The sequence below is a fragment of the Rhizobium leguminosarum bv. viciae genome (assembly GCF_012276115.1).
In the GTDB taxonomy this organism is placed as follows: Bacteria; Pseudomonadota; Alphaproteobacteria; order Rhizobiales; family Rhizobiaceae; genus Rhizobium; species Rhizobium leguminosarum_T.
The window spans coordinates 504,928-521,857 of sequence record NZ_WIEU01000003.1 but is presented as its reverse complement, the minus strand read 5'-3'; the positions used below and the strand labels follow the sequence as shown (position 1 = coordinate 521,857).

The following is a 16,930-nucleotide window of genomic DNA, read 5'->3' as shown; positions in this document are numbered from 1 at the left end:
TTGTTCACACAATCCCGAAGCAAAACGGCTACACGGTTTTGCTGGAATTTCTCCAAGGGCTGGCTTTTAATACAGCCGTCTATGTCCCTAGAGCATGATGCCGAAAAATGTGAGCGGTTTTCGGACGACATCATGCTCTGACTGTATAATGTGGAACAGGATTCAGATTTTAGGCCGACCCGGCCTAAAATCATCCTGTTCGAGTATGGAACGGCGGAACAGGAGTGCGCTCGATGCCGGCTTCACGGAAATCAGGCAAGGTGTTCTACACGTTGCGGCCCTCCAGGGAAGGCTTGCCCCCCTTTTCTGATATCAAGCTTCCCGGCGGCACGGTCATCCGCCGTGTCGACGAAGCCATCCACAGGAAGGCGCTTTCCAATGCAGCCAAGGCGCTGAAAGAAAGGCTGGACCGATGATCCATGACTCTTTCCCCGCAAACGACGGTTCGAGCCGGCGGCAAAACGGGGTCAGCGCCGGCGATATCGCCGAGGCCGTGCTGGAATTCTATATAGAAGGTGAGGACGATCTGATCGGCCTGCTCGCCTACGCACTCTACGAGCGGCAAAAGCGCGATTTCGTTCTCAGCCATCGCAAGCGAAATGCCGGCCGTTCGCCCGATGAGGCCGAGCTTGCCGCCGTCAACAGCAATTATCTCTCGACCGACCTGCGCAACACGCTGCGCGACCGCGCCTCGCAGATCCTTTCGAGTTATGCCGAAACCTATGTCGAGGCGATGGAGCCGCAGATCCGGCTGACCGCCGTCAACAGCGATGCGTTGCGCCAGGTGCGAAACATCGAGAAATCGATCAAGAGGCGCCTGGGCTTCTGGCGTCAGGTCCGGGCCGGCTTTGCCGTCACCCTGCTCCTCCTTCTGCTTTTCGGCGCGGCTGCCATTGCCGCTGTCTTTTTCCGATCGGATATCGTAGATGCGTGGAATGCGCTGATGGTACCGACCACTCTACGGACGTAAGACGACATGATCCTTTTTCCCGCGATCGACCTGAAAGGCGGCCAATGCGTCCGCCTGAAGCTCGGCGACATGCAGCAGGCGACGGTCTACAACACCGATCCGGCCGCCCAGGCGAGATCCTTCGAAGATCAGGGTTTCGAATGGCTGCATGTGGTCGATCTCGACGGCGCCTTTGCGGGACATTCGGCCAATGGCGATGCCGTCGAAGCGATCTTGAAGGCAACGGATAATCCCGTGCAGCTCGGCGGCGGCATTCGCACGCTCGATCATATCGAGGCCTGGCTGTCACACGGGCTGCGGCGCGTCATTCTCGGCACCGTCGCGGTCAGAAATCCGGCGCTGGTCATCGAGGCCTGCCGGAAATTTCCCGGTCATGTCGCCGTCGGCATCGATGCCAAGGGCGGCAAGGTGGCCGTCGAGGGTTGGGCGGAGGCCTCCGAACTCGGTATCATCGAACTCGCCAGGAAATTCGAAGGCGCCGGCGTCGCTGCGATCATCTACACCGATATCGACCGTGACGGTATTCTGACCGGCATCAACTGGAGTTCGACGCTGGAACTTGCCGACGCCGTTTCCATTCCCGTCATCGCCTCGGGCGGCCTTGCCTCTCTCGACGATATCCGCCGCATGCTGGAGCCCGATGCGCGGAAGCTGGAAGGGGCGATTTCAGGCCGTGCGCTTTATGACGGCCGTATCGATCCCAAGGAAGCGCTGGCGCTGATCAAGGCGGCCCGGGCCAAGGAGACCGCATAAATGACCCTCAAGGCCCGTGTCATTCCCTGCCTCGACGTCAAGGACGGCCGTGTCGTCAAGGGCGTCAACTTCCTCAATCTGGTCGATGCCGGCGATCCCGTCGAAGCCGCGAAGGCCTATGATGCGGCCGGCGCCGACGAACTCTGCTTCCTCGACATCACCGCTTCCTCGGACAATCGCGAGACGATCTTCGATGTCGTGTCGCGCACGGCCGACCAATGCTTCATGCCGCTGACCGTCGGCGGCGGGGTGCGCACCATCGCCGATATCCGCAAGCTGTTGCTGTGCGGTGCCGACAAGGTCTCGATCAATTCGGCAGCCGTCAGCAATCCCGACTTCGTCACTGAGGCAGCCGACAAGTTCGGCGACCAGTGCATCGTCGTTTCGATCGATGCCAAACGCCGGCGCACGCAGGCGGTCGGCGGCGACAATCTCAGCGCCTGGGAAATCTATACGCATGGTGGCCGCAACGCGACCGGCATCGATGCCGTCGAATTCGCGGAGAAGATGGTGGCGCGCGGCGCCGGTGAGCTGCTGGTCACCTCGATGGACCGCGACGGCACAAAGGTCGGCTACGATCTGGAGCTGACGCGGGCGATCGCCGATGCGGTGCGTGTGCCCGTCATCGCGTCCGGCGGCGTCGGCGATCTCGACGATCTCGTCGCCGGGGTGAAGGAAGGCCATGCCAATGCGGTGCTTGCCGCGTCGATCTTCCACTTCGGCACCTATTCCGTCAGCGAAGCGAAGCACTATATGTCGAAGTGTGGCATCGACATGCGTCTCGACTGAACTTTGAAAGCGGACCTATGAGCGGATTTTCCCTTTCCGATCTCGAAAGCATCGTCGCAGAGCGATCGAAAGCCTCGCCGGAGCAATCCTGGACAGCCAAGCTCGTGGCCGCCGGCCAGCCGAAAGCGGCAAAAAAGCTCGGCGAAGAGGCGATCGAAGCCGTGATGGCGGCGGTGACGGGCGACCGCGACAATCTGACCTATGAGGCTGCCGATGTGCTCTATCACCTATTGGTCGTATTGAAGATTGCTGAAATACCGTTAGAGAATGTCATGGCCGAGCTCGAGCGCAGAACCGCGCAGTCCGGCCTCAAGGAAAAGGCCAGCCGGCAGAGTTCATGAGTATCGCGACTGAGATTATCGGGGTGCCGGAAACGTTGGATCATTTCCAGTCGGAATCCTATTCGCCTTACCACTTCTTCTCTTCCGAGCAATGGGCGAAATTCCGCGCCGATACGCCGTTGACGCTGACGAGCGACGAGGTCAAACGGCTGCGTTCGATGGGCGATCCGATCGATCTCGACGAGGTTCGGCGCATCTATCTGTCGCTGTCGCGGCTGCTCTCGGCGCATGTCGAATCCTCGCAGATGCTGTTTGAACAGCGCAACCGCTTCCTCAGCCTGTCCGATGTGACGAAGACGCCCTTCGTCATCGGCATCGCCGGCTCGGTCGCGGTGGGCAAATCGACCACCGCCCGTATCCTCAAGGAGCTCCTGGGGCGCTGGCCTTCCAGCCCGAAGGTCGATCTCGTCACCACCGACGGCTTCCTCCATCCGAACGCCGTGCTGCAGCGGGAAAAGCTGATGCAGCGCAAAGGCTTTCCGGAAAGCTACGACACGGGTGCGATCCTGCGCTTCCTCTCGGCGATCAAGGCCGGGCGGCCGGATGTGAAGGCGCCCAGCTATTCGCACCTCGTCTATGACGTGCTGCCGGACGAATACAAGATCGTCGACCGGCCCGACATCCTGATCTTCGAGGGCATCAACGTGCTGCAATCGCGCGACCTGCCGGCCGGCGGCAAGATCGTGCCGATGGTCTCCGACTTCTTCGACTTCTCGATCTATATCGATGCCGCCGAAGACGAGATCCACAACTGGTACGTCACGCGCTTCATGCGGCTGCGCGAGACCGCCTTCCGCGATCCGAATTCCTATTTCCATCGCTATGCCTCGATATCAGACGCGGAAGCGCTCGAAATCGCCGAGGATCTTTGGGCAAACATCAACCTGAAGAACCTGCGGCAGAACATTCTGCCGACGCGTCCACGCGCCGATCTCATCCTGAAAAAGGGCAAGGATCACCTGATCGAGCAGGTCGCGCTGCGAAAACTATAGCGGCGGTCGTTAGAGCCTTTCCGTTTTTCTCCGAATCACGGAAACGCTCTATCGCTTTGTTTTTACGCAATTCCGGACGCAAAACCGCTGCACACTTTTGCTGGAATTGCTCTAGTCAGGGATTAACGCGGCGCAGCGTCAGATTGATGCGGCCGCCATTCTTCAGCAGCGTCGACGTCGCCGGATGGATACGGTCGACGCCGTGGAAACACAGCCTCCCCTCGCCGCCCAGCACGACCAGATCACCGCTCGAAAGCTTGAAAGATAGCGTTCGCTCATTGCGGCTGAGGCCGCCGACGCGAAAGAGGCAGCTGTTGCCGAGCGAGATCGAGACGACCGGGGCTTTGAGATCCTGTTCATCCTTGTCCTGATGCAAGCCCATGCGCGCTTCGTCGGAGTAGAAATTAACGAGGCAGGCTTCCGGCGGCTTGTCGTAACCCGAAACGTCATTCCAGATATCGAGCAATTGCTGCGGCATATCAGGCCAGGGCCTGCCGGTTGCCGGGTGCGTCGGCTGGTAGCGATAGCCGCGCTCTTTGTCCGTCACCCAGCCGAGCGGCCCGCAATTGGTCATGCGCACGGACATCGGCTTGCCGGTGCCAGGCATGGCGGGCACATAGAGCGGCGCTTCGGCGACGACGGTGCGGATTACCTCGACCAATGCCTCCTGACGCGCTCGGTCGAGGTAACCGGGGAGATGGCGGATGCCGCTCAAGAGCTCCGGCATGTCACTCACCGCTGCTGCCGCCGGGGCGGCCGCGCATCTTCTTGACTTCCGAGCGACCGGATTTTTCCTTCAGGCGGCGTTCGACCGAACCCTTGGTCGGCCTGGTCTTCTTGCGCGGCGGCGGCGGCGGCTTGGCGGCCTCGAGGATCAGTTCCTTCAATCGGTCGCGCGCATCCTCGCGGTTTCGGTCCTGGCTGCGAAACCGGCTCGCCTCGATCATCAGCACGCCCTCCTTCGACAAACGCCGGCCGGCGAGCTTGATCGCATTGGTTTTGACACGATCATTGAGGGACGGCGAATTCGCGATGTTGAAGAACAGCTGGACAGCGGTCGAGACCTTGTTGACATTCTGCCCGCCGGGACCGCCCGCCAGAACGAACTGTTCCGTCAGCTCCCATCCCGCGATGGTGATCCTGTCATCGATATAGAGCGCGTCGCTGGCCATGCGGCGTTCTATCTCACATCGGCGGCGAATTGAAAATATCGGCTGTGACATGGAAAACCCGGCGATCTTGCGATGCCGGGTTTCACGTGAGTCAGAGGTTTGATCTGCTTATTCGGCAGCGACCTTTACGCCGGGGGCTGCATCGCGGACGCCGCCGTCGACATGATTCTCGAATTTGGCGAAGTTCGCGATGAACATCGAGACCAGCTTTTCGGCCTGCGCGTCATAGGCTGCCTTGTCGGCCCAGGTCGAGCGCGGATCGAGAATGCCGCCGTCGACACCGTCGACGGAGACCGGCACGGCGAAGCCGAAGTTGGTGTCAGCACGGAATTCGGCCTGTCCAAGTTCACCGCTGAGGGCGGCAGCGAGAAGCGCACGCGTCGCCTTGATCGGCATGCGCTTGCCGGTGCCGTAGGCGCCACCGGTCCAGCCGGTATTGACAAGCCAGCATTGGACGCCATGCCGACCGATCAACTCTTTGAGCAGATTGCCATATTCGGCCGGATGCCGCGGCATGAAAGGAGCGCCGAAACAGGTGGAGAAGGTCGCTTCCGGCTCGACGACACCCTTTTCGGTGCCGGCCACCTTGGCGGTGTAGCCGGAGAGGAAGTGATACATCGCCTGATCAGGCGTCAATCGGGCGATCGGCGGCATGACGCCAAAGGCATCGGCGGTCAGCATGATGATCGTCTTCGGATGCCCGGCACGGCCGGTTTCCGAAGCGTTCGGGATGAAGTCCATCGGATAGGCGCAACGGGTGTTCTCGGTCAGCGACCCGTCGTCGAAATCCGGCTCGCGGCTTTCGTTCAGCACGACGTTTTCCAGCACGGTGCCGAAGCGCTGCGTTGTCGCATAGATTTCCGGCTCGGCTTCGGCCGAGAGGCGGATGGTCTTGGCGTAGCAGCCGCCTTCGAAGTTGAAGATGCCGTTTTCGCTCCAGCCGTGTTCGTCATCGCCGATCAGCGTCCGGGCCGGATCGGCCGAAAGCGTCGTCTTGCCCGTGCCGGAAAGGCCGAAGAAGACCGCCGCGTCACCGTCCGGGCCGACATTGGCCGAGCAGTGCATCGGCATCACGCCCTTGGCCGGCAGCAGGTAGTTGAGCACGGTGAAGACCGATTTCTTCATTTCGCCGGCATAAGAGGTGCCGCCGATGAGGACGAGGCCGTTGGTGAGATCGCAGGCGATCACAGTTTCCGAACGGCAGCCGTGGCGGGCCGGATCGGCCTTGAAGCTCGGCAGATCGATGATTGTCAGCTTCGGCACGAAGCTGGACAGCGCTGCGGTGTCAGGGCGGATCAGCAGATTGCGGATGAACAGCGAATGCCAGGCGAATTCGGTCACGACGCGGGTCGGCAGAGCATGGCCTTCCTCGGCACCGCCGACGAGATCCTGTGCGAAAAGCTCCTTGCCCGCGGCATGCGCCAGCATATCGTCGCGCAGCACGGCGAAATGCTCCGGCGAGATCGGCTTGTTGTTGTCCCACCAGATTTCGCCATCGGTGTTGATATCGCGAACGACGAACTTGTCGCGCGGCGAACGGCCGGTGTGCTGGCCGGTGATGGCCCGCAGTGCGCCTTGAGCGGTCAGTTCGGCTTCGCCCCGGCGGATCGCTTCTTCATAGAGCGCGGCGGCGGAAAAGTTGTAGCGAACGCTGGCTGCGCCGCCCAATCCAACCGTTGCCAGCTCTATTGCCGGGTTATGAACTCCGAACATTTCCATGGCTAGTTCCCTTCACTCAGGCTCGTTGCCGTTAAAACTAACCGCGAAAATACGGGCAGAAATTTTAAAACACAAGATGGAAAACTTGAGAAAATTCAGTGATATCAAACAATTAATCGATTTAAATTTATCGTCTTAATTTTAAATCGTTTGAATAGGGCACGTTTAAACTTTCGAATGCGCTACCTCAGATTGCCGGCGAATTTAACGACAATCCTCCCCTTTATCTTTGCCACAATTTGTTCCACCTTTATCCTCCATAAGCGCATCCGGTCACTGAGACCGCCTGGGGAGAGCAAATCCGGGAGATTGCGCACTGATGACGGAGACCAACACCATGCCGACAATCGCGCTCGTTGATGACGACCGCAACATCCTCACCTCGGTGTCGATCGCACTGGAGGCCGAAGGATATAAGGTCGAGACGTATACGGACGGTGCTTCGGCGCTCGACGGCCTGCTGGCGCGACCGCCGCAGCTGGCGATCTTCGACATCAAGATGCCGCGCATGGACGGCATGGAACTGCTGCGCCGCCTGCGGCAGAAGTCGGATATTCCCGTCATCTTCCTCACCTCCAAGGATGAGGAGATCGATGAACTCTTCGGCCTGAAGATGGGCGCCGATGATTTCATCACCAAACCTTTTTCGCAGCGTCTGCTGGTAGAGCGCGTGCGCGCCGTCCTGCGCCGCGCGTCAAGCCGCGAAGCCGCCGCCGCCGGCACCAGCTCCAGCGGCGCGCCGAAGACCGGCGCGGTGCAGCAGGCCCGCTCGCTGGAGCGCGGGCAGCTGGTCATGGACCAGGAACGCCATACCTGCACCTGGAAAGGCGAGGCCGTGACGCTGACGGTGACCGAATTCCTGATCCTGCATTCGCTGGCGCAGCGCCCCGGCGTCGTCAAAAGCCGCGACGCGCTGATGGACGCAGCCTATGACGAACAGGTCTATGTCGACGACCGGACTATCGACAGCCACATCAAGCGGCTGCGCAAGAAATTCAAGATGGTCGACACCGACTTTGATATGATTGAAACACTCTACGGAGTGGGATACCGCTTCCGCGAAGCAGCCTGAGCCCCGGCGGCGCAGCGCGCTCCTGCATGATTTCCTAAATCGGCATCGATTTAAGGATTAAATTATGCAGCAGTTCAAAATGTCACAGCGTCCTTTGCGCGTCTGAAACGACGCGCGGCGCTGTCGGAAATGTTGAGGGCTGCGGGCCGGTCCATCCGGCCCCGCCCTTCGAAAGGGCCTGTCATTGGCACAGTTGGTGCAGGAAAGGGATCTCGACGATGCGGAGGGCGTGAGCACCCGTCGCGTCCGAGGCCGCCGTTGGTCGCATCCCTTCACGCTGATCCGCCGCATCTTCGGCAATGCCGTCTTTTCGAGCCTGACGCGGCGCATCCTGTTCTTCAATCTCGTCGCGCTGGTGGTGCTCGTCGGCGGCATCCTCTACCTTAACCAGTTCCGCGAGGGATTGATCGACGCTCGCGCCGAAAGCCTATTGACGCAGGGCGAAATCATCGCCGGCGCTGTTTCGGCCTCCGCGTCGGTCGATACGAACTCGATTACCATCGATCCGCAGAAGCTGCTCGAGCTGCAGGCCGGCCAGAGCATCACCCCGGTGCCGAACGACGAGGACCTTGAATTCCCGATCGATCCCGAAAAGGTCGCGCCGGTCCTGCGCCGGCTGATCTCTCCGACGCGCACCCGCGCGCGCATCTTCGATGCCGATGCCAACCTGCTGCTCGACTCGCGCCATCTCTATTCGCGCGGCCAGGTGCTGCGCTTCGACCTGCCGCCGGTGGAGGAAGAGAAACAGACCTGGAGCGAGTGGTTCGCTACCCTGTTCAACAAGGCGTTGCAGCCCGGCAATCTGCCGCTCTATAAGGAAGCGCCGGGCGGCGACGGCTCGATCTATCCCGAAGTGATGAACGCGCTCACCGGCGTGCGCGGCGCAGTCGTGCGCACCACCGAAAAAGGGGAGCTCATCGTTTCCGTCGCCGTGCCGATCCAGCGCTTCCGTGCCGTGCTCGGCGTGCTGTTGTTGTCGACACAGGCGGGCGACATCGACAATATCGTCCACGCCGAGCGGCTTGCCATCATGCGCGTCTTCGGCGTGGCGACACTCGTCAACGTGCTGCTTTCGCTGGTGCTGTCGTCGACCATCGCCAATCCGCTGCGCCGTCTTTCGGCAGCTGCCATCCGTGTGCGCCGCGGCGCCAAGACGCGTGAGGAAATCCCCGACTTCTCTGCCCGCCAGGATGAAATCGGCAACCTTTCCATCGCATTGCGCGAGATGACGACGGCGCTCTACGACCGCATCGATGCGATCGAAAGTTTCGCGGCCGATGTCAGCCATGAGCTCAAGAACCCGCTGACCTCGCTGCGCAGCGCCGTCGAAACGCTGCCGCTTGCCAAATCCGACGATTCCAAGAAGCGGCTGATGGACGTCATCCAGCATGATGTCCGCCGCCTCGACCGGCTGATCAGCGATATCTCCGACGCCTCCCGTCTCGACGCCGAACTCGCACGCGTCGATGCCGGTTCCGTCGACATGGAGGTGCTGCTGCGCGACCTCATCGAGGTTTCGCGCCAGGTCAGGAGCACCAAGAAGCAGGTGGAAATCGAATATGCGATCGAACGCAAGCCGAACGTCAAGACGCGCTTCGTCGTCAACGGCCACGATCTACGCATCGGCCAGATCATCGCCAACCTGATCGAGAATGCCCGCTCTTTCGTGCCGGAAAAGGGCGGCAAGATTACCGTGCGGCTGGTGCGGACACGCTCGCGCTGCGTCACCACGATCGAAGACAACGGCCCCGGCATCCAGGCAGAAAATATCGACCGTATCTTCGAGCGCTTCTATACGGACCGGCCGGAGGCGGAAGGCTTCGGCCAGAATTCGGGGCTCGGCCTGTCGATCAGCCGGCAGATCGCCGAAGCGCATGGCGGTTCGCTGAGAGCCGAAAACATCACCGATGCCGAGAGCGGGCATATACTCGGCGCGCGCTTCATCCTCTCTTTGCCAATCGGCGCCGCAGCATGACCGAGGCAGGTTTCAACGTCCATGCGACGGCGATCGTCGTCGGCAAGACGGGGCTGCTGTTCAGCGGCCCCTCCGGCTGGGGAAAATCGATGCTGGCCTTCACCTGCATGACCGAGGCGCGGCGGCTCGGTCTTTTCACGGCGCTGGTCGCCGACGATCAAGTTCTTCTCTCAAGAGAGGCCGGCGCGGTGATCGCCTCGTGCCCGCCGTCGATCACCGGGCTGATCGAACTTCGCGGCACCGGCATCGTTCGTCAGGACCATATTCCCAGGGCGGCCATGCATTATGCCGTGCTTCCGGGCAGCGCTACCGGTGAAAACCGGGTGCCTCCCGAGGGCGAAATGGTGAGCCTTGCCGCCGGTTTTTCACTTCCCGCATTGCGGTTGCTCACAGGCGTTTCCTCACCCCTTGCGATCCTGATGGCAAAAGTGCCGGATATCGGGCGCTGAGGCCTTCCGGATTGGTCAATCTGCCTTATATATTCGCATTTTTATCTTGCACTTCGGCTTTTCATAGCCAAGATGTGCCCCCACCGGTGGACGTAATTGCTGCATTGCGATATTGGGGCCACCGTTTGTATATGGGAGCAGTAATATCATGATCGGACTTGTGCTTGTCACTCATGGCAAGCTGGCTGAAGAGTTTCGTCATGCTGTCGAGCACGTCGTCGGTCCTCAGAAATTCATCGAGACGGTCTGTATTGGCCCCGAAGACGACATGGACCAGAGACGGCAGGACATTCTGGAAGCCGTTTCCGGTGCCGATGATGGCCACGGCGTCGTCATTCTGACCGACATGTTCGGCGGCACACCGTCCAATCTTGCCATATCAGTCATGAGCAGCGGCCATACCGAGGTCATTGCCGGCGTCAACCTGCCGATGTTGATCAAGCTTGCCGGGGTGCGCGGCGAGAACAACATGGAGAAGGCGCTGGTGGAGGCCTCCGAAGCCGGGCGAAAATATATCAACGTCGCCAGCCGTGTGCTCAGCGGAAAATAACGGGCATTCATGACGTCGCTCTCCCGGGAACTCCTTATCATCAACAAGCGCGGTCTTCACGCGCGCGCTTCCGCCAAATTCGTGCAGATGGTCGAGACCTTCGATGCCGCCATCACCGTTTCCAAGGACGGAATGACGGTCGGCGGTACCTCCATCATGGGCCTGATGATGCTTGCGGCAAGCCCCGGCTCGAGCGTCGTCGTCTCGGCAAGCGGCAGCCAGGCCGAGGAAGCGCTGGAGGCGCTGGACCAGCTGATCCAGAACAGGTTCGGCGAGGAGATGTGAGCTCGGATCGCGTTCATATAAACATATAAAGACTTCTTTATATCCTTATTGCCATCACCGGCGAAGCCTGCTAAACGGCGGACATGCCGTGCGCTTGCACGTGGGTCATCCTTCGCGCCTGCGCCAATTTTGAGACGTTTTTCAGCCTGGAGGCCTCTATGAGCACTGAAAAAGATTATGTCGTCGCCGATATCGGGCTTGCGGATTTCGGCCGCAAGGAAATTACGATCGCCGAAACCGAAATGCCGGGGCTGATGTCCTGCCGCAGCGAATTCGGCCAGACAAAGCCGCTGAAGGGCGCGCGCATCACCGGCTCGCTGCACATGACTATCCAGACGGCCGTGCTCATCGAGACGCTGGTCGCGCTCGGCGCCGAAGTCCGCTGGGCCTCGTGCAACATCTTCTCGACGCAGGATCATGCCGCTGCCGCGATCGCCGCTTCCGGCGTGCCTGTCTTCGCCATCAAGGGCGAATCGCTCGAAGATTACTGGGTCTATACCGACAAGATCTTCCAGTGGGCCGATGGCGGCCTTTCCAACATGATCCTCGATGACGGCGGCGACGCCACCATGTATATCCTGCTTGGCGCCCGCGCAGAAGCCGGCGAGGATGTGCTGTCTCATCCACATTCCGAAGAAGAGGAAATCCTCTTCGCACAGATCAAGAAGCGTCTTGCCGCTTCGCCCGGCTGGTTCACCAAGCAGCGCGACGCGATCAAGGGCGTCACCGAGGAAACGACGACCGGCGTCAACCGCCTTTACCAACTCAGCCAGAAGGGCCTGCTACCCTTCCCGGCGATCAACGTCAACGACTCGGTCACCAAGTCGAAGTTCGACAACAAGTATGGCTGCAAGGAATCGCTGGTCGACGGCATCCGCCGCGGCACCGACGTCATGATGGCCGGCAAAGTTGCCGTCGTCTGCGGATACGGCGACGTCGGCAAGGGTTCTGCCGCTTCGCTCTCCGGCGCCGGCGCCCGCGTCAAGGTGACCGAAGCCGATCCGATCTGCGCATTGCAGGCTGCGATGGACGGTTACGAAGTCGTTCTGCTCGAGGACGTCGTTTCCTCGGCCGATATCTTCATCACCACCACCGGCAACAAGGACGTCATCCGCATCGACCATATGCGGGCGATGAAGGATATGGCGATCGTCGGCAATATCGGTCACTTCGACAACGAAATCGAAGTCGCTGCACTGCGCAATCTCAAGTGGACCAACGTCAAGCCGCAGGTCGACCTGATCGAATTCCCCAAGGGCAACCGCATCATCCTTCTGTCCGAAGGCCGTCTGCTCAACCTCGGCAACGCCACCGGCCATCCGTCCTTCGTGATGTCGGCTTCGTTCACCAACCAGACGCTGGCGCAGATCGAGCTCTTCACCAAGCCCGACCAGTATTCCAACCAGGTCTATATCCTGCCGAAGCATCTCGACGAGAAGGTCGCACGCCTGCATCTCGACAAGCTCGGCGTGAAGCTGACCGAGCTTTCTGCGGAACAGGCTGCCTATATCGGCGTCTCGCCGAAGGGCCCGTTCAAGTCCGACCACTACAGATATTGATTTGATCGTTAATATCCACAAGATGTAGAAGCCGCGGCATTGACAAATGCCGCGGCTTATTTTTTGGACGCTCCCTTCCCGCAGATTCCCTTCCGAAGTATTGTTTTAAGACTTGATTCGTGGCGCAGGACCCTGTCCGACCGCTGCGAAAATGGGATGTCTTGTCGTAATGCGGCACATTGAAGGACGGAGACATACCGCGGATGTCGGAAATGAAAAGCAGCCTGCCCGGTCAGGTCGATGATGGCGCTCGCGCCGATCGCCGCCCGCTCATGGCAGGCCAAGGATATCAATCTGCAACGGCGCACGAGGCCGTAAAGCAAGAGCACGGACCATTGGCGCGCTTCCTGAAAAGCTGCGCGGCCGGGACGGCGCTCGCCACCCTGGCGCGGCCGGCTCTGGCACAGGCGGAGCAGCAGGCGGCGGCCTCGGCTCACCTCTTCACATCCTCGCAGGTGATCGGTGTTTCCGTCGTCATCGGCGTCATATCGGCAGCCCTGCTGTCGACGCTGTGGCTGGTGCGCCAGCGCGGCAACCTGGAAAACGAGAGCCGGGAAATCCGCTCGGCGCTCTCCGATGCCCAGCAGCGCATTTCGCAATACCAGGCTCTGATCGCCGACAAGAACCGGCGGATCGTCATCTGGGACGGCAATGCGCGGCCCGAACTGCTCGGCCAGCTTCCGCCCGAGACCGGCGCGCCGCAAGACGGCGAATTCCTGGCCTTCGGCCTGTGGCTGAAGTCACGTTCGGCTTCCGAGCTGGAAAAGGCGATCGACCGGCTGCGCGACGAGGCGCAGAGCTTCGACATGGTGGTCGAAACCATCCGCGACGAGATCCTCGAGGCGCAGGGCCGGGTTTCCGGCGGGCGTGCCTTCGTCCGTTTCGTGGCGCTCAACAATCTGCGCGCCGAGCTGGCAGAGCTCAGGATCGAGCGCGACCGGCTGATGACCTCGATCTCGGCCTTCCAGACCATGCTCGACGCGATCGACATGCCGGCCTGGCAGCGCGACCCGGTGGGCCGCCTCACCTGGGTCAACCAGGCTTATGGCGAGGCGGTCGAAGCGCGATCGCCGCAGCAGGCGATCAATGAAGGCCGCGAGATGCTGACGACCGTCGCGCGCGAACGCATTCGCGCCACGACGACGCCGGAATCGCCCTTCCACGACAAGATCTCGACGGTCGTGCACGGCAACCGGACATTCTTCGACGTTGTCGACGTCAGGGTTCCCGGCGGCTCGGCCGGCATCGCGATCGATGTGTCCGACATAGAGGCCGTGCGTGCCGAGCTGGAACGGACGCTGAAGAGCCATGCCGAAACGCTCGACCATCTCGCCACGCCGGTTGCCATCTTCGACGGCGAGCGCCGGCTGCAATTCTACAACCAGGCCTTCGTCGCGCTCTGGGAGCTTGATATCGCCTTCCTCGAAGGCCGGCCCGACAATAGCGAGTTGCTCGAGCGGTTGCGCGCCGCCAAGAAGTTGCCGGACCAGCTCAACTGGAAAAGCTGGAAGGAAGCCGCGCTTTCCGTCTATCGCGCGCTCGACACGCAAACGGATCTCTGGCACCTGCCGAACGGGCAGACGTTGCGGGTCTTCGCCACCGCTCATCCGCAGGGCGGCGCCACCTGGGTGTTCGAAAATCTGACCGAGCAGGTCGACCTCGAAACGCGCTACAACACGCTGGTCAAGGTGCAGGGCGAAACGATCGACCATCTTTCCGAAGGTGTGGCGGTGTTCGGTCCTGACGGACGCATCCGCCTTTCCAACCCGGCCTTTCGCGCGCTTTGGGGGATCACCGAAACCGAAGCCAAGCCCGGCACCCATATCCGTGCGCTGGGCGAGGCCTGCGCCCCGTCCTATGACCGGCCGGACGGCTGGAAGACCTTCGCGGAACTGATCACCAGCTTCGACGACGAACGCCGCTCGGGCCAGGGAACGCTGGAACTCTTCTCCGGCCTCGTGCTCGACTATGCCGTCATCCCGCTGCCGAACGCCCAGACCATGCTGACCTTCGTCAACATGACGGACAGCGTGCGCGCCGAGCGGGCGCTGACCGAGAAGAACGAAGCGTTGCGCAAGGCCGACGAGCTGAAGAACGACTTCGTCCAGCACGTTTCCTATGAACTGCGTTCGCCACTGACCAACATTATCGGCTTCACCGATCTCCTGCGCACACCGGGCGTCGGGCCGCTGACCGAACGGCAGGCCGAATATATCGACCATATCTCCACCTCGTCCTCGGTTCTGTTGACGCTCGTCAACGATATTCTCGACCTTGCGACCGTCGATGCCGGCATCATGCGCCTCAATTATGCGGATATCGATCTCAACGGCCTGCTCGACGACGTCTCGATGCAGATCGCCGATCGGCTCCACGAAAGCGGCGTCGCACTTGAAATCACCGCTCCTGCCTATCTCGGCTCGATCGTTGCCGATCCGCAGCGGCTGAAACAGATCCTTCTGAAGCTTCTGTCCAATGCGGCGAATTTCTCGCCCGAAGGCACGTCGATCTCGCTGGAATGCCATCGCGAAGGCACGGATTTCGTCTTCGCCGTCAGTGATCGCGGCCCCGGCATCTCACCCGACATGATCGCGACCGTCTTCGACCGTTTTGCCACGGGAGCGAAAAGCGGCAAACGCGGCGGCGCCGGCCTCGGTCTCTCGATCGTCGACAGCTTCGTCAGTCTGCATCATGGCGATGTGACGATCGACAGCGAGCCGGGCAAGGGGACGACCGTCGTCTGCCGTATCCCCTCGGTCGATGTACCGCATTCCGCCGCAGCCGAATGACCACCGGTGATACGATTTCGCTTTTCCTGAAAGACGAGGCGGCCACCATCCGCCTCGGTGAGGACCTGGCGCTGGCCCTGAAGGCCGGCGATTGCCTTGCCCTTTCCGGCGATCTCGGCGCGGGGAAATCCTCGCTCGCCCGCGCGATCCTGCGTGCCATGGCCGATGACGAGGGGCTCGAGGTTCCGAGCCCGACCTTCACGCTGGTGCAATCCTATGATCTGCGCATCGCCGTTTCGCATTTCGATCTCTACCGGCTCGGCGATCCTGCCGAACTGACGGAGCTTGGCTTCGACGAGGCTCTGCAAAATGGCATCTGTCTCGTCGAATGGCCGGAGATGGCGGGGAGCGAACTGCCCGCGGAGCGCATCACCCTGACGTTGGCGCATGAAGGCAGCGGCCGGCGGGCGACGATCGAAGCTGCTGGCGCGCAAAATACACGCATCCACCGCGTCCTGGCGATCCGCGATTTCCTTGACGGTGCAGGTTATCCCGAAGCGAAACGCCGATTCCTGACCGGTGATGCCTCGTTGCGCGCCTATGAGGCGATCTATCCGAAGGCCGGGAACCGACGCATCATCCTGATGGACTGGCCGCCGCTTGCTGAAGGCCCGCCGGTTCTCGACGGCAAACCCTATCCGAAAGTCGCGCATCTCGCCGAAAACGCTTATCCCTTCGTGGCGATCGCCGATGCGCTGCGCAAGAACGGTTTTGCGGCGCCCGAAGTCTACAAGGTGGATTATGACAAGGGTATCCTGCTGATCGAAGATCTTGGCAGCGAAGGCGTGCTGGATGCCCACGGACAGCCGGTTGTCGAACGCTATCGCGAAAGCGTTGCCTGCCTGGCCAGACTGCACGCCCTGAAATTTCCGCAGGACATCCCCGTTGGAAAGGGGCATGTCCATCATATTCCTGATTTCGACCGCACGGCGATGAAGATGGAGGTGCGGCTGGTGCTCGACTGGCACCTGCCCTGGAAGCGCCAGGGCGCACCTGCAACGGAAGCCGAACGGGCGGAATATCTGGCGATCTGGGACGCGCTCATCGACGAGCTCGCAACGGCCGAGAAGAACCTGCTGCTGCGCGACTTCCACTCGCCGAACATCATCTGGCGCGAACATGAAAGCGGTATTCGCAAGATCGGCCTCATCGATTTCCAGGACGCGATGATCGGACCAACGGCCTATGATCTTGCCTCGATCGTCCAGGATGCGCGCGTAACGATCGAGCCGGACCTCTTCCGGCAGCTGATGGATGATTATCTGACGCTTCGCCGCGCAGAGCGCGGTTTCGACGAAGCCGGATTTATGAAGGCCTGGGCGATCATGTCGGCGCAGCGCAACTGCAAGCTTGCCGGCCTCTGGGTGCGGCTGTTGCGGCGCGACGGCAAGCCGGGCTATCTGAAACATATGCCGCGCACGCTTTCCTATCTGCACGTCGCGCTCGAGCATGAAACGCTTGCCCCCTTGCGCGATTGGTGCGCAAGGGCTGGAATAGGCCAGAGCGAATCATAAG

At 61.0% G+C, this 16,930-nt stretch carries 17 protein-coding genes; 14 read left to right on the top strand and 3 right to left on the bottom strand.

Annotation, left to right across the window (positions count from 1 at the left end; genetic code table 11):
* Positions 1 to 233: 233 nt before the first annotated feature.
* Genes GFM02_RS08305 through coaA form a run of 6 tightly spaced genes read left to right on the top strand, consistent with a single transcriptional unit; the run spans position 234 to position 3,845 of the window.
* The gene (locus tag GFM02_RS08305) at positions 234 to 416 is read left to right on the top strand and encodes a hypothetical protein (protein ID WP_003544173.1); all 183 of its coding nucleotides are present in this window, start codon (positions 234 to 236) and stop codon (positions 414 to 416) included.
* Complete coding sequence (locus tag GFM02_RS08300; protein WP_017962662.1) at positions 413 to 970, top strand: hypothetical protein; 558 nt, start codon at positions 413 to 415, stop codon at positions 968 to 970. Before GFM02_RS08305 ends, GFM02_RS08300 begins: the two co-directional genes overlap by 4 nt.
* A 6-nt stretch (positions 971 to 976) precedes the next feature.
* A complete protein-coding gene (hisA, locus tag GFM02_RS08295) occupies positions 977 to 1,723 on the top strand; it encodes a 1-(5-phosphoribosyl)-5-[(5-phosphoribosylamino)methylideneamino]imidazole-4-carboxamide isomerase (protein WP_168321369.1) in 747 nt (248 codons plus the stop codon).
* Positions 1,724 to 2,512 carry an imidazole glycerol phosphate synthase subunit HisF gene (hisF, locus tag GFM02_RS08290; protein WP_017962660.1) on the top strand — a complete coding sequence of 263 codons (789 nt, stop codon included), beginning with the start codon at positions 1,724 to 1,726 and terminating at the stop codon, positions 2,510 to 2,512.
* Positions 2,513 to 2,529: 17 nt separating this feature from the next.
* Complete coding sequence (locus GFM02_RS08285; RefSeq protein WP_017962659.1) at positions 2,530 to 2,853, top strand: phosphoribosyl-ATP diphosphatase; 324 nt, start codon at positions 2,530 to 2,532, stop codon at positions 2,851 to 2,853.
* Positions 2,850 to 3,845, top strand: a complete 996-nt coding sequence (gene coaA, locus GFM02_RS08280) for a type I pantothenate kinase (protein WP_003544165.1) — start codon at positions 2,850 to 2,852, stop codon at positions 3,843 to 3,845. The genes GFM02_RS08285 and coaA overlap by 4 nt, the downstream gene beginning before the upstream one ends.
* A 115-nt stretch (positions 3,846 to 3,960) precedes the next feature.
* Here coaA and GFM02_RS08275 read toward each other — a convergent pair whose 3' ends face one another.
* The 3 genes from GFM02_RS08275 to GFM02_RS08265 form a co-directional block, all read right to left on the bottom strand.
* Entirely contained in the window at positions 3,961 to 4,572 is a 612-nt protein-coding gene (locus GFM02_RS08275) for an alpha-ketoglutarate-dependent dioxygenase AlkB (RefSeq protein ID WP_168321368.1), read from the bottom strand.
* Between the two features lies 1 nt (position 4,573).
* On the bottom strand, positions 4,574 to 5,017 hold the full coding sequence (arfB, locus tag GFM02_RS08270) for an alternative ribosome rescue aminoacyl-tRNA hydrolase ArfB (protein WP_020052247.1): 444 nt from the start codon (positions 5,015 to 5,017) through the stop codon (positions 4,574 to 4,576).
* A 108-nt stretch (positions 5,018 to 5,125) separates the two neighbouring features.
* Entirely contained in the window at positions 5,126 to 6,736 is a 1,611-nt protein-coding gene (locus GFM02_RS08265; RefSeq protein ID WP_168321367.1) for a phosphoenolpyruvate carboxykinase, read from the bottom strand.
* A 337-nt stretch (positions 6,737 to 7,073) separates the two neighbouring features.
* Here GFM02_RS08265 and GFM02_RS08260 point away from each other — a divergent pair, with 337 nt between their 5' ends.
* The 8 genes from GFM02_RS08260 to tsaE all read left to right on the top strand — a co-directional run bounded on the left by GFM02_RS08260 (position 7,074) and on the right by tsaE (position 16,929).
* A complete protein-coding gene (locus GFM02_RS08260) occupies positions 7,074 to 7,808 on the top strand; it encodes a response regulator transcription factor (protein ID WP_196232227.1) in 735 nt (244 codons plus the stop codon).
* A gap of 184 nt (positions 7,809 to 7,992) precedes the next feature.
* Entirely contained in the window at positions 7,993 to 9,783 is a 1,791-nt protein-coding gene (locus GFM02_RS08255; protein ID WP_027667952.1) for a sensor histidine kinase, read from the top strand.
* Entirely contained in the window at positions 9,780 to 10,232 is a 453-nt protein-coding gene (locus GFM02_RS08250; RefSeq protein WP_168321366.1) for an HPr kinase/phosphorylase, read from the top strand. The genes GFM02_RS08255 and GFM02_RS08250 overlap by 4 nt, the downstream gene beginning before the upstream one ends.
* 148 nt (positions 10,233 to 10,380) lie before the next feature.
* On the top strand, positions 10,381 to 10,782 hold the full coding sequence (locus GFM02_RS08245; RefSeq protein WP_003544139.1) for a PTS sugar transporter subunit IIA: 402 nt from the start codon (positions 10,381 to 10,383) through the stop codon (positions 10,780 to 10,782).
* Between the two features lie 9 nt (positions 10,783 to 10,791).
* Positions 10,792 to 11,067, top strand: a complete 276-nt coding sequence (locus GFM02_RS08240) for an HPr family phosphocarrier protein (protein ID WP_003544133.1) — start codon at positions 10,792 to 10,794, stop codon at positions 11,065 to 11,067.
* 158 nt (positions 11,068 to 11,225) lie between these two features.
* Positions 11,226 to 12,626: an adenosylhomocysteinase gene (gene ahcY / locus GFM02_RS08235; protein ID WP_168321365.1), complete on the top strand. Its 1,401-nt coding sequence runs from the start codon at positions 11,226 to 11,228 to the stop codon at positions 12,624 to 12,626.
* A 203-nt stretch (positions 12,627 to 12,829) separates the two neighbouring features.
* Positions 12,830 to 15,415, top strand: a complete 2,586-nt coding sequence (locus GFM02_RS08230) for a sensor histidine kinase (RefSeq protein ID WP_168321364.1) — start codon at positions 12,830 to 12,832, stop codon at positions 15,413 to 15,415.
* On the top strand, positions 15,412 to 16,929 hold the full coding sequence (tsaE, locus tag GFM02_RS08225) for a tRNA (adenosine(37)-N6)-threonylcarbamoyltransferase complex ATPase subunit type 1 TsaE (protein WP_168321363.1): 1,518 nt from the start codon (positions 15,412 to 15,414) through the stop codon (positions 16,927 to 16,929). Before GFM02_RS08230 ends, tsaE begins: the two co-directional genes overlap by 4 nt.
* Position 16,930 lies beyond the last annotated feature (1 nt).

Bases quoted from the DNA above. Each gene is read 5' to 3' on its own strand.
- GFM02_RS08240 (WP_003544133.1), top strand. From the start codon at position 10,792: ATGACGTCGCTCTCCCGGGAACTCCTTATCATCAACAAGCGCGGTCTT.
- coaA (WP_003544165.1), top strand. From the start codon at position 2,850: ATGAGTATCGCGACTGAGATTATCGGGGTGCCGGAAACGTTGGATCAT.
- GFM02_RS08300 (WP_017962662.1), top strand. From the start codon at position 413: ATGATCCATGACTCTTTCCCCGCAAACGACGGTTCGAGCCGGCGGCAA.
- GFM02_RS08265 (WP_168321367.1), bottom strand. From the start codon at position 6,736: ATGGAAATGTTCGGAGTTCATAACCCGGCAATAGAGCTGGCAACGGTT.
- GFM02_RS08260 (WP_196232227.1), top strand. From the start codon at position 7,074: ATGCCGACAATCGCGCTCGTTGATGACGACCGCAACATCCTCACCTCG.
- GFM02_RS08305 (WP_003544173.1), top strand. From the start codon at position 234: ATGCCGGCTTCACGGAAATCAGGCAAGGTGTTCTACACGTTGCGGCCC.
- GFM02_RS08230 (WP_168321364.1), top strand. From the start codon at position 12,830: ATGTCGGAAATGAAAAGCAGCCTGCCCGGTCAGGTCGATGATGGCGCT.
- hisF (WP_017962660.1), top strand. From the start codon at position 1,724: ATGACCCTCAAGGCCCGTGTCATTCCCTGCCTCGACGTCAAGGACGGC.
- GFM02_RS08245 (WP_003544139.1), top strand. From the start codon at position 10,381: ATGATCGGACTTGTGCTTGTCACTCATGGCAAGCTGGCTGAAGAGTTT.
- GFM02_RS08275 (WP_168321368.1), bottom strand. From the start codon at position 4,572: ATGCCGGAGCTCTTGAGCGGCATCCGCCATCTCCCCGGTTACCTCGAC.
- ahcY (WP_168321365.1), top strand. From the start codon at position 11,226: ATGAGCACTGAAAAAGATTATGTCGTCGCCGATATCGGGCTTGCGGAT.
- tsaE (WP_168321363.1), top strand. From the start codon at position 15,412: ATGACCACCGGTGATACGATTTCGCTTTTCCTGAAAGACGAGGCGGCC.
- GFM02_RS08285 (WP_017962659.1), top strand. From the start codon at position 2,530: ATGAGCGGATTTTCCCTTTCCGATCTCGAAAGCATCGTCGCAGAGCGA.
- GFM02_RS08250 (WP_168321366.1), top strand. From the start codon at position 9,780: ATGACCGAGGCAGGTTTCAACGTCCATGCGACGGCGATCGTCGTCGGC.
- arfB (WP_020052247.1), bottom strand. From the start codon at position 5,017: ATGGCCAGCGACGCGCTCTATATCGATGACAGGATCACCATCGCGGGA.
- hisA (WP_168321369.1), top strand. From the start codon at position 977: ATGATCCTTTTTCCCGCGATCGACCTGAAAGGCGGCCAATGCGTCCGC.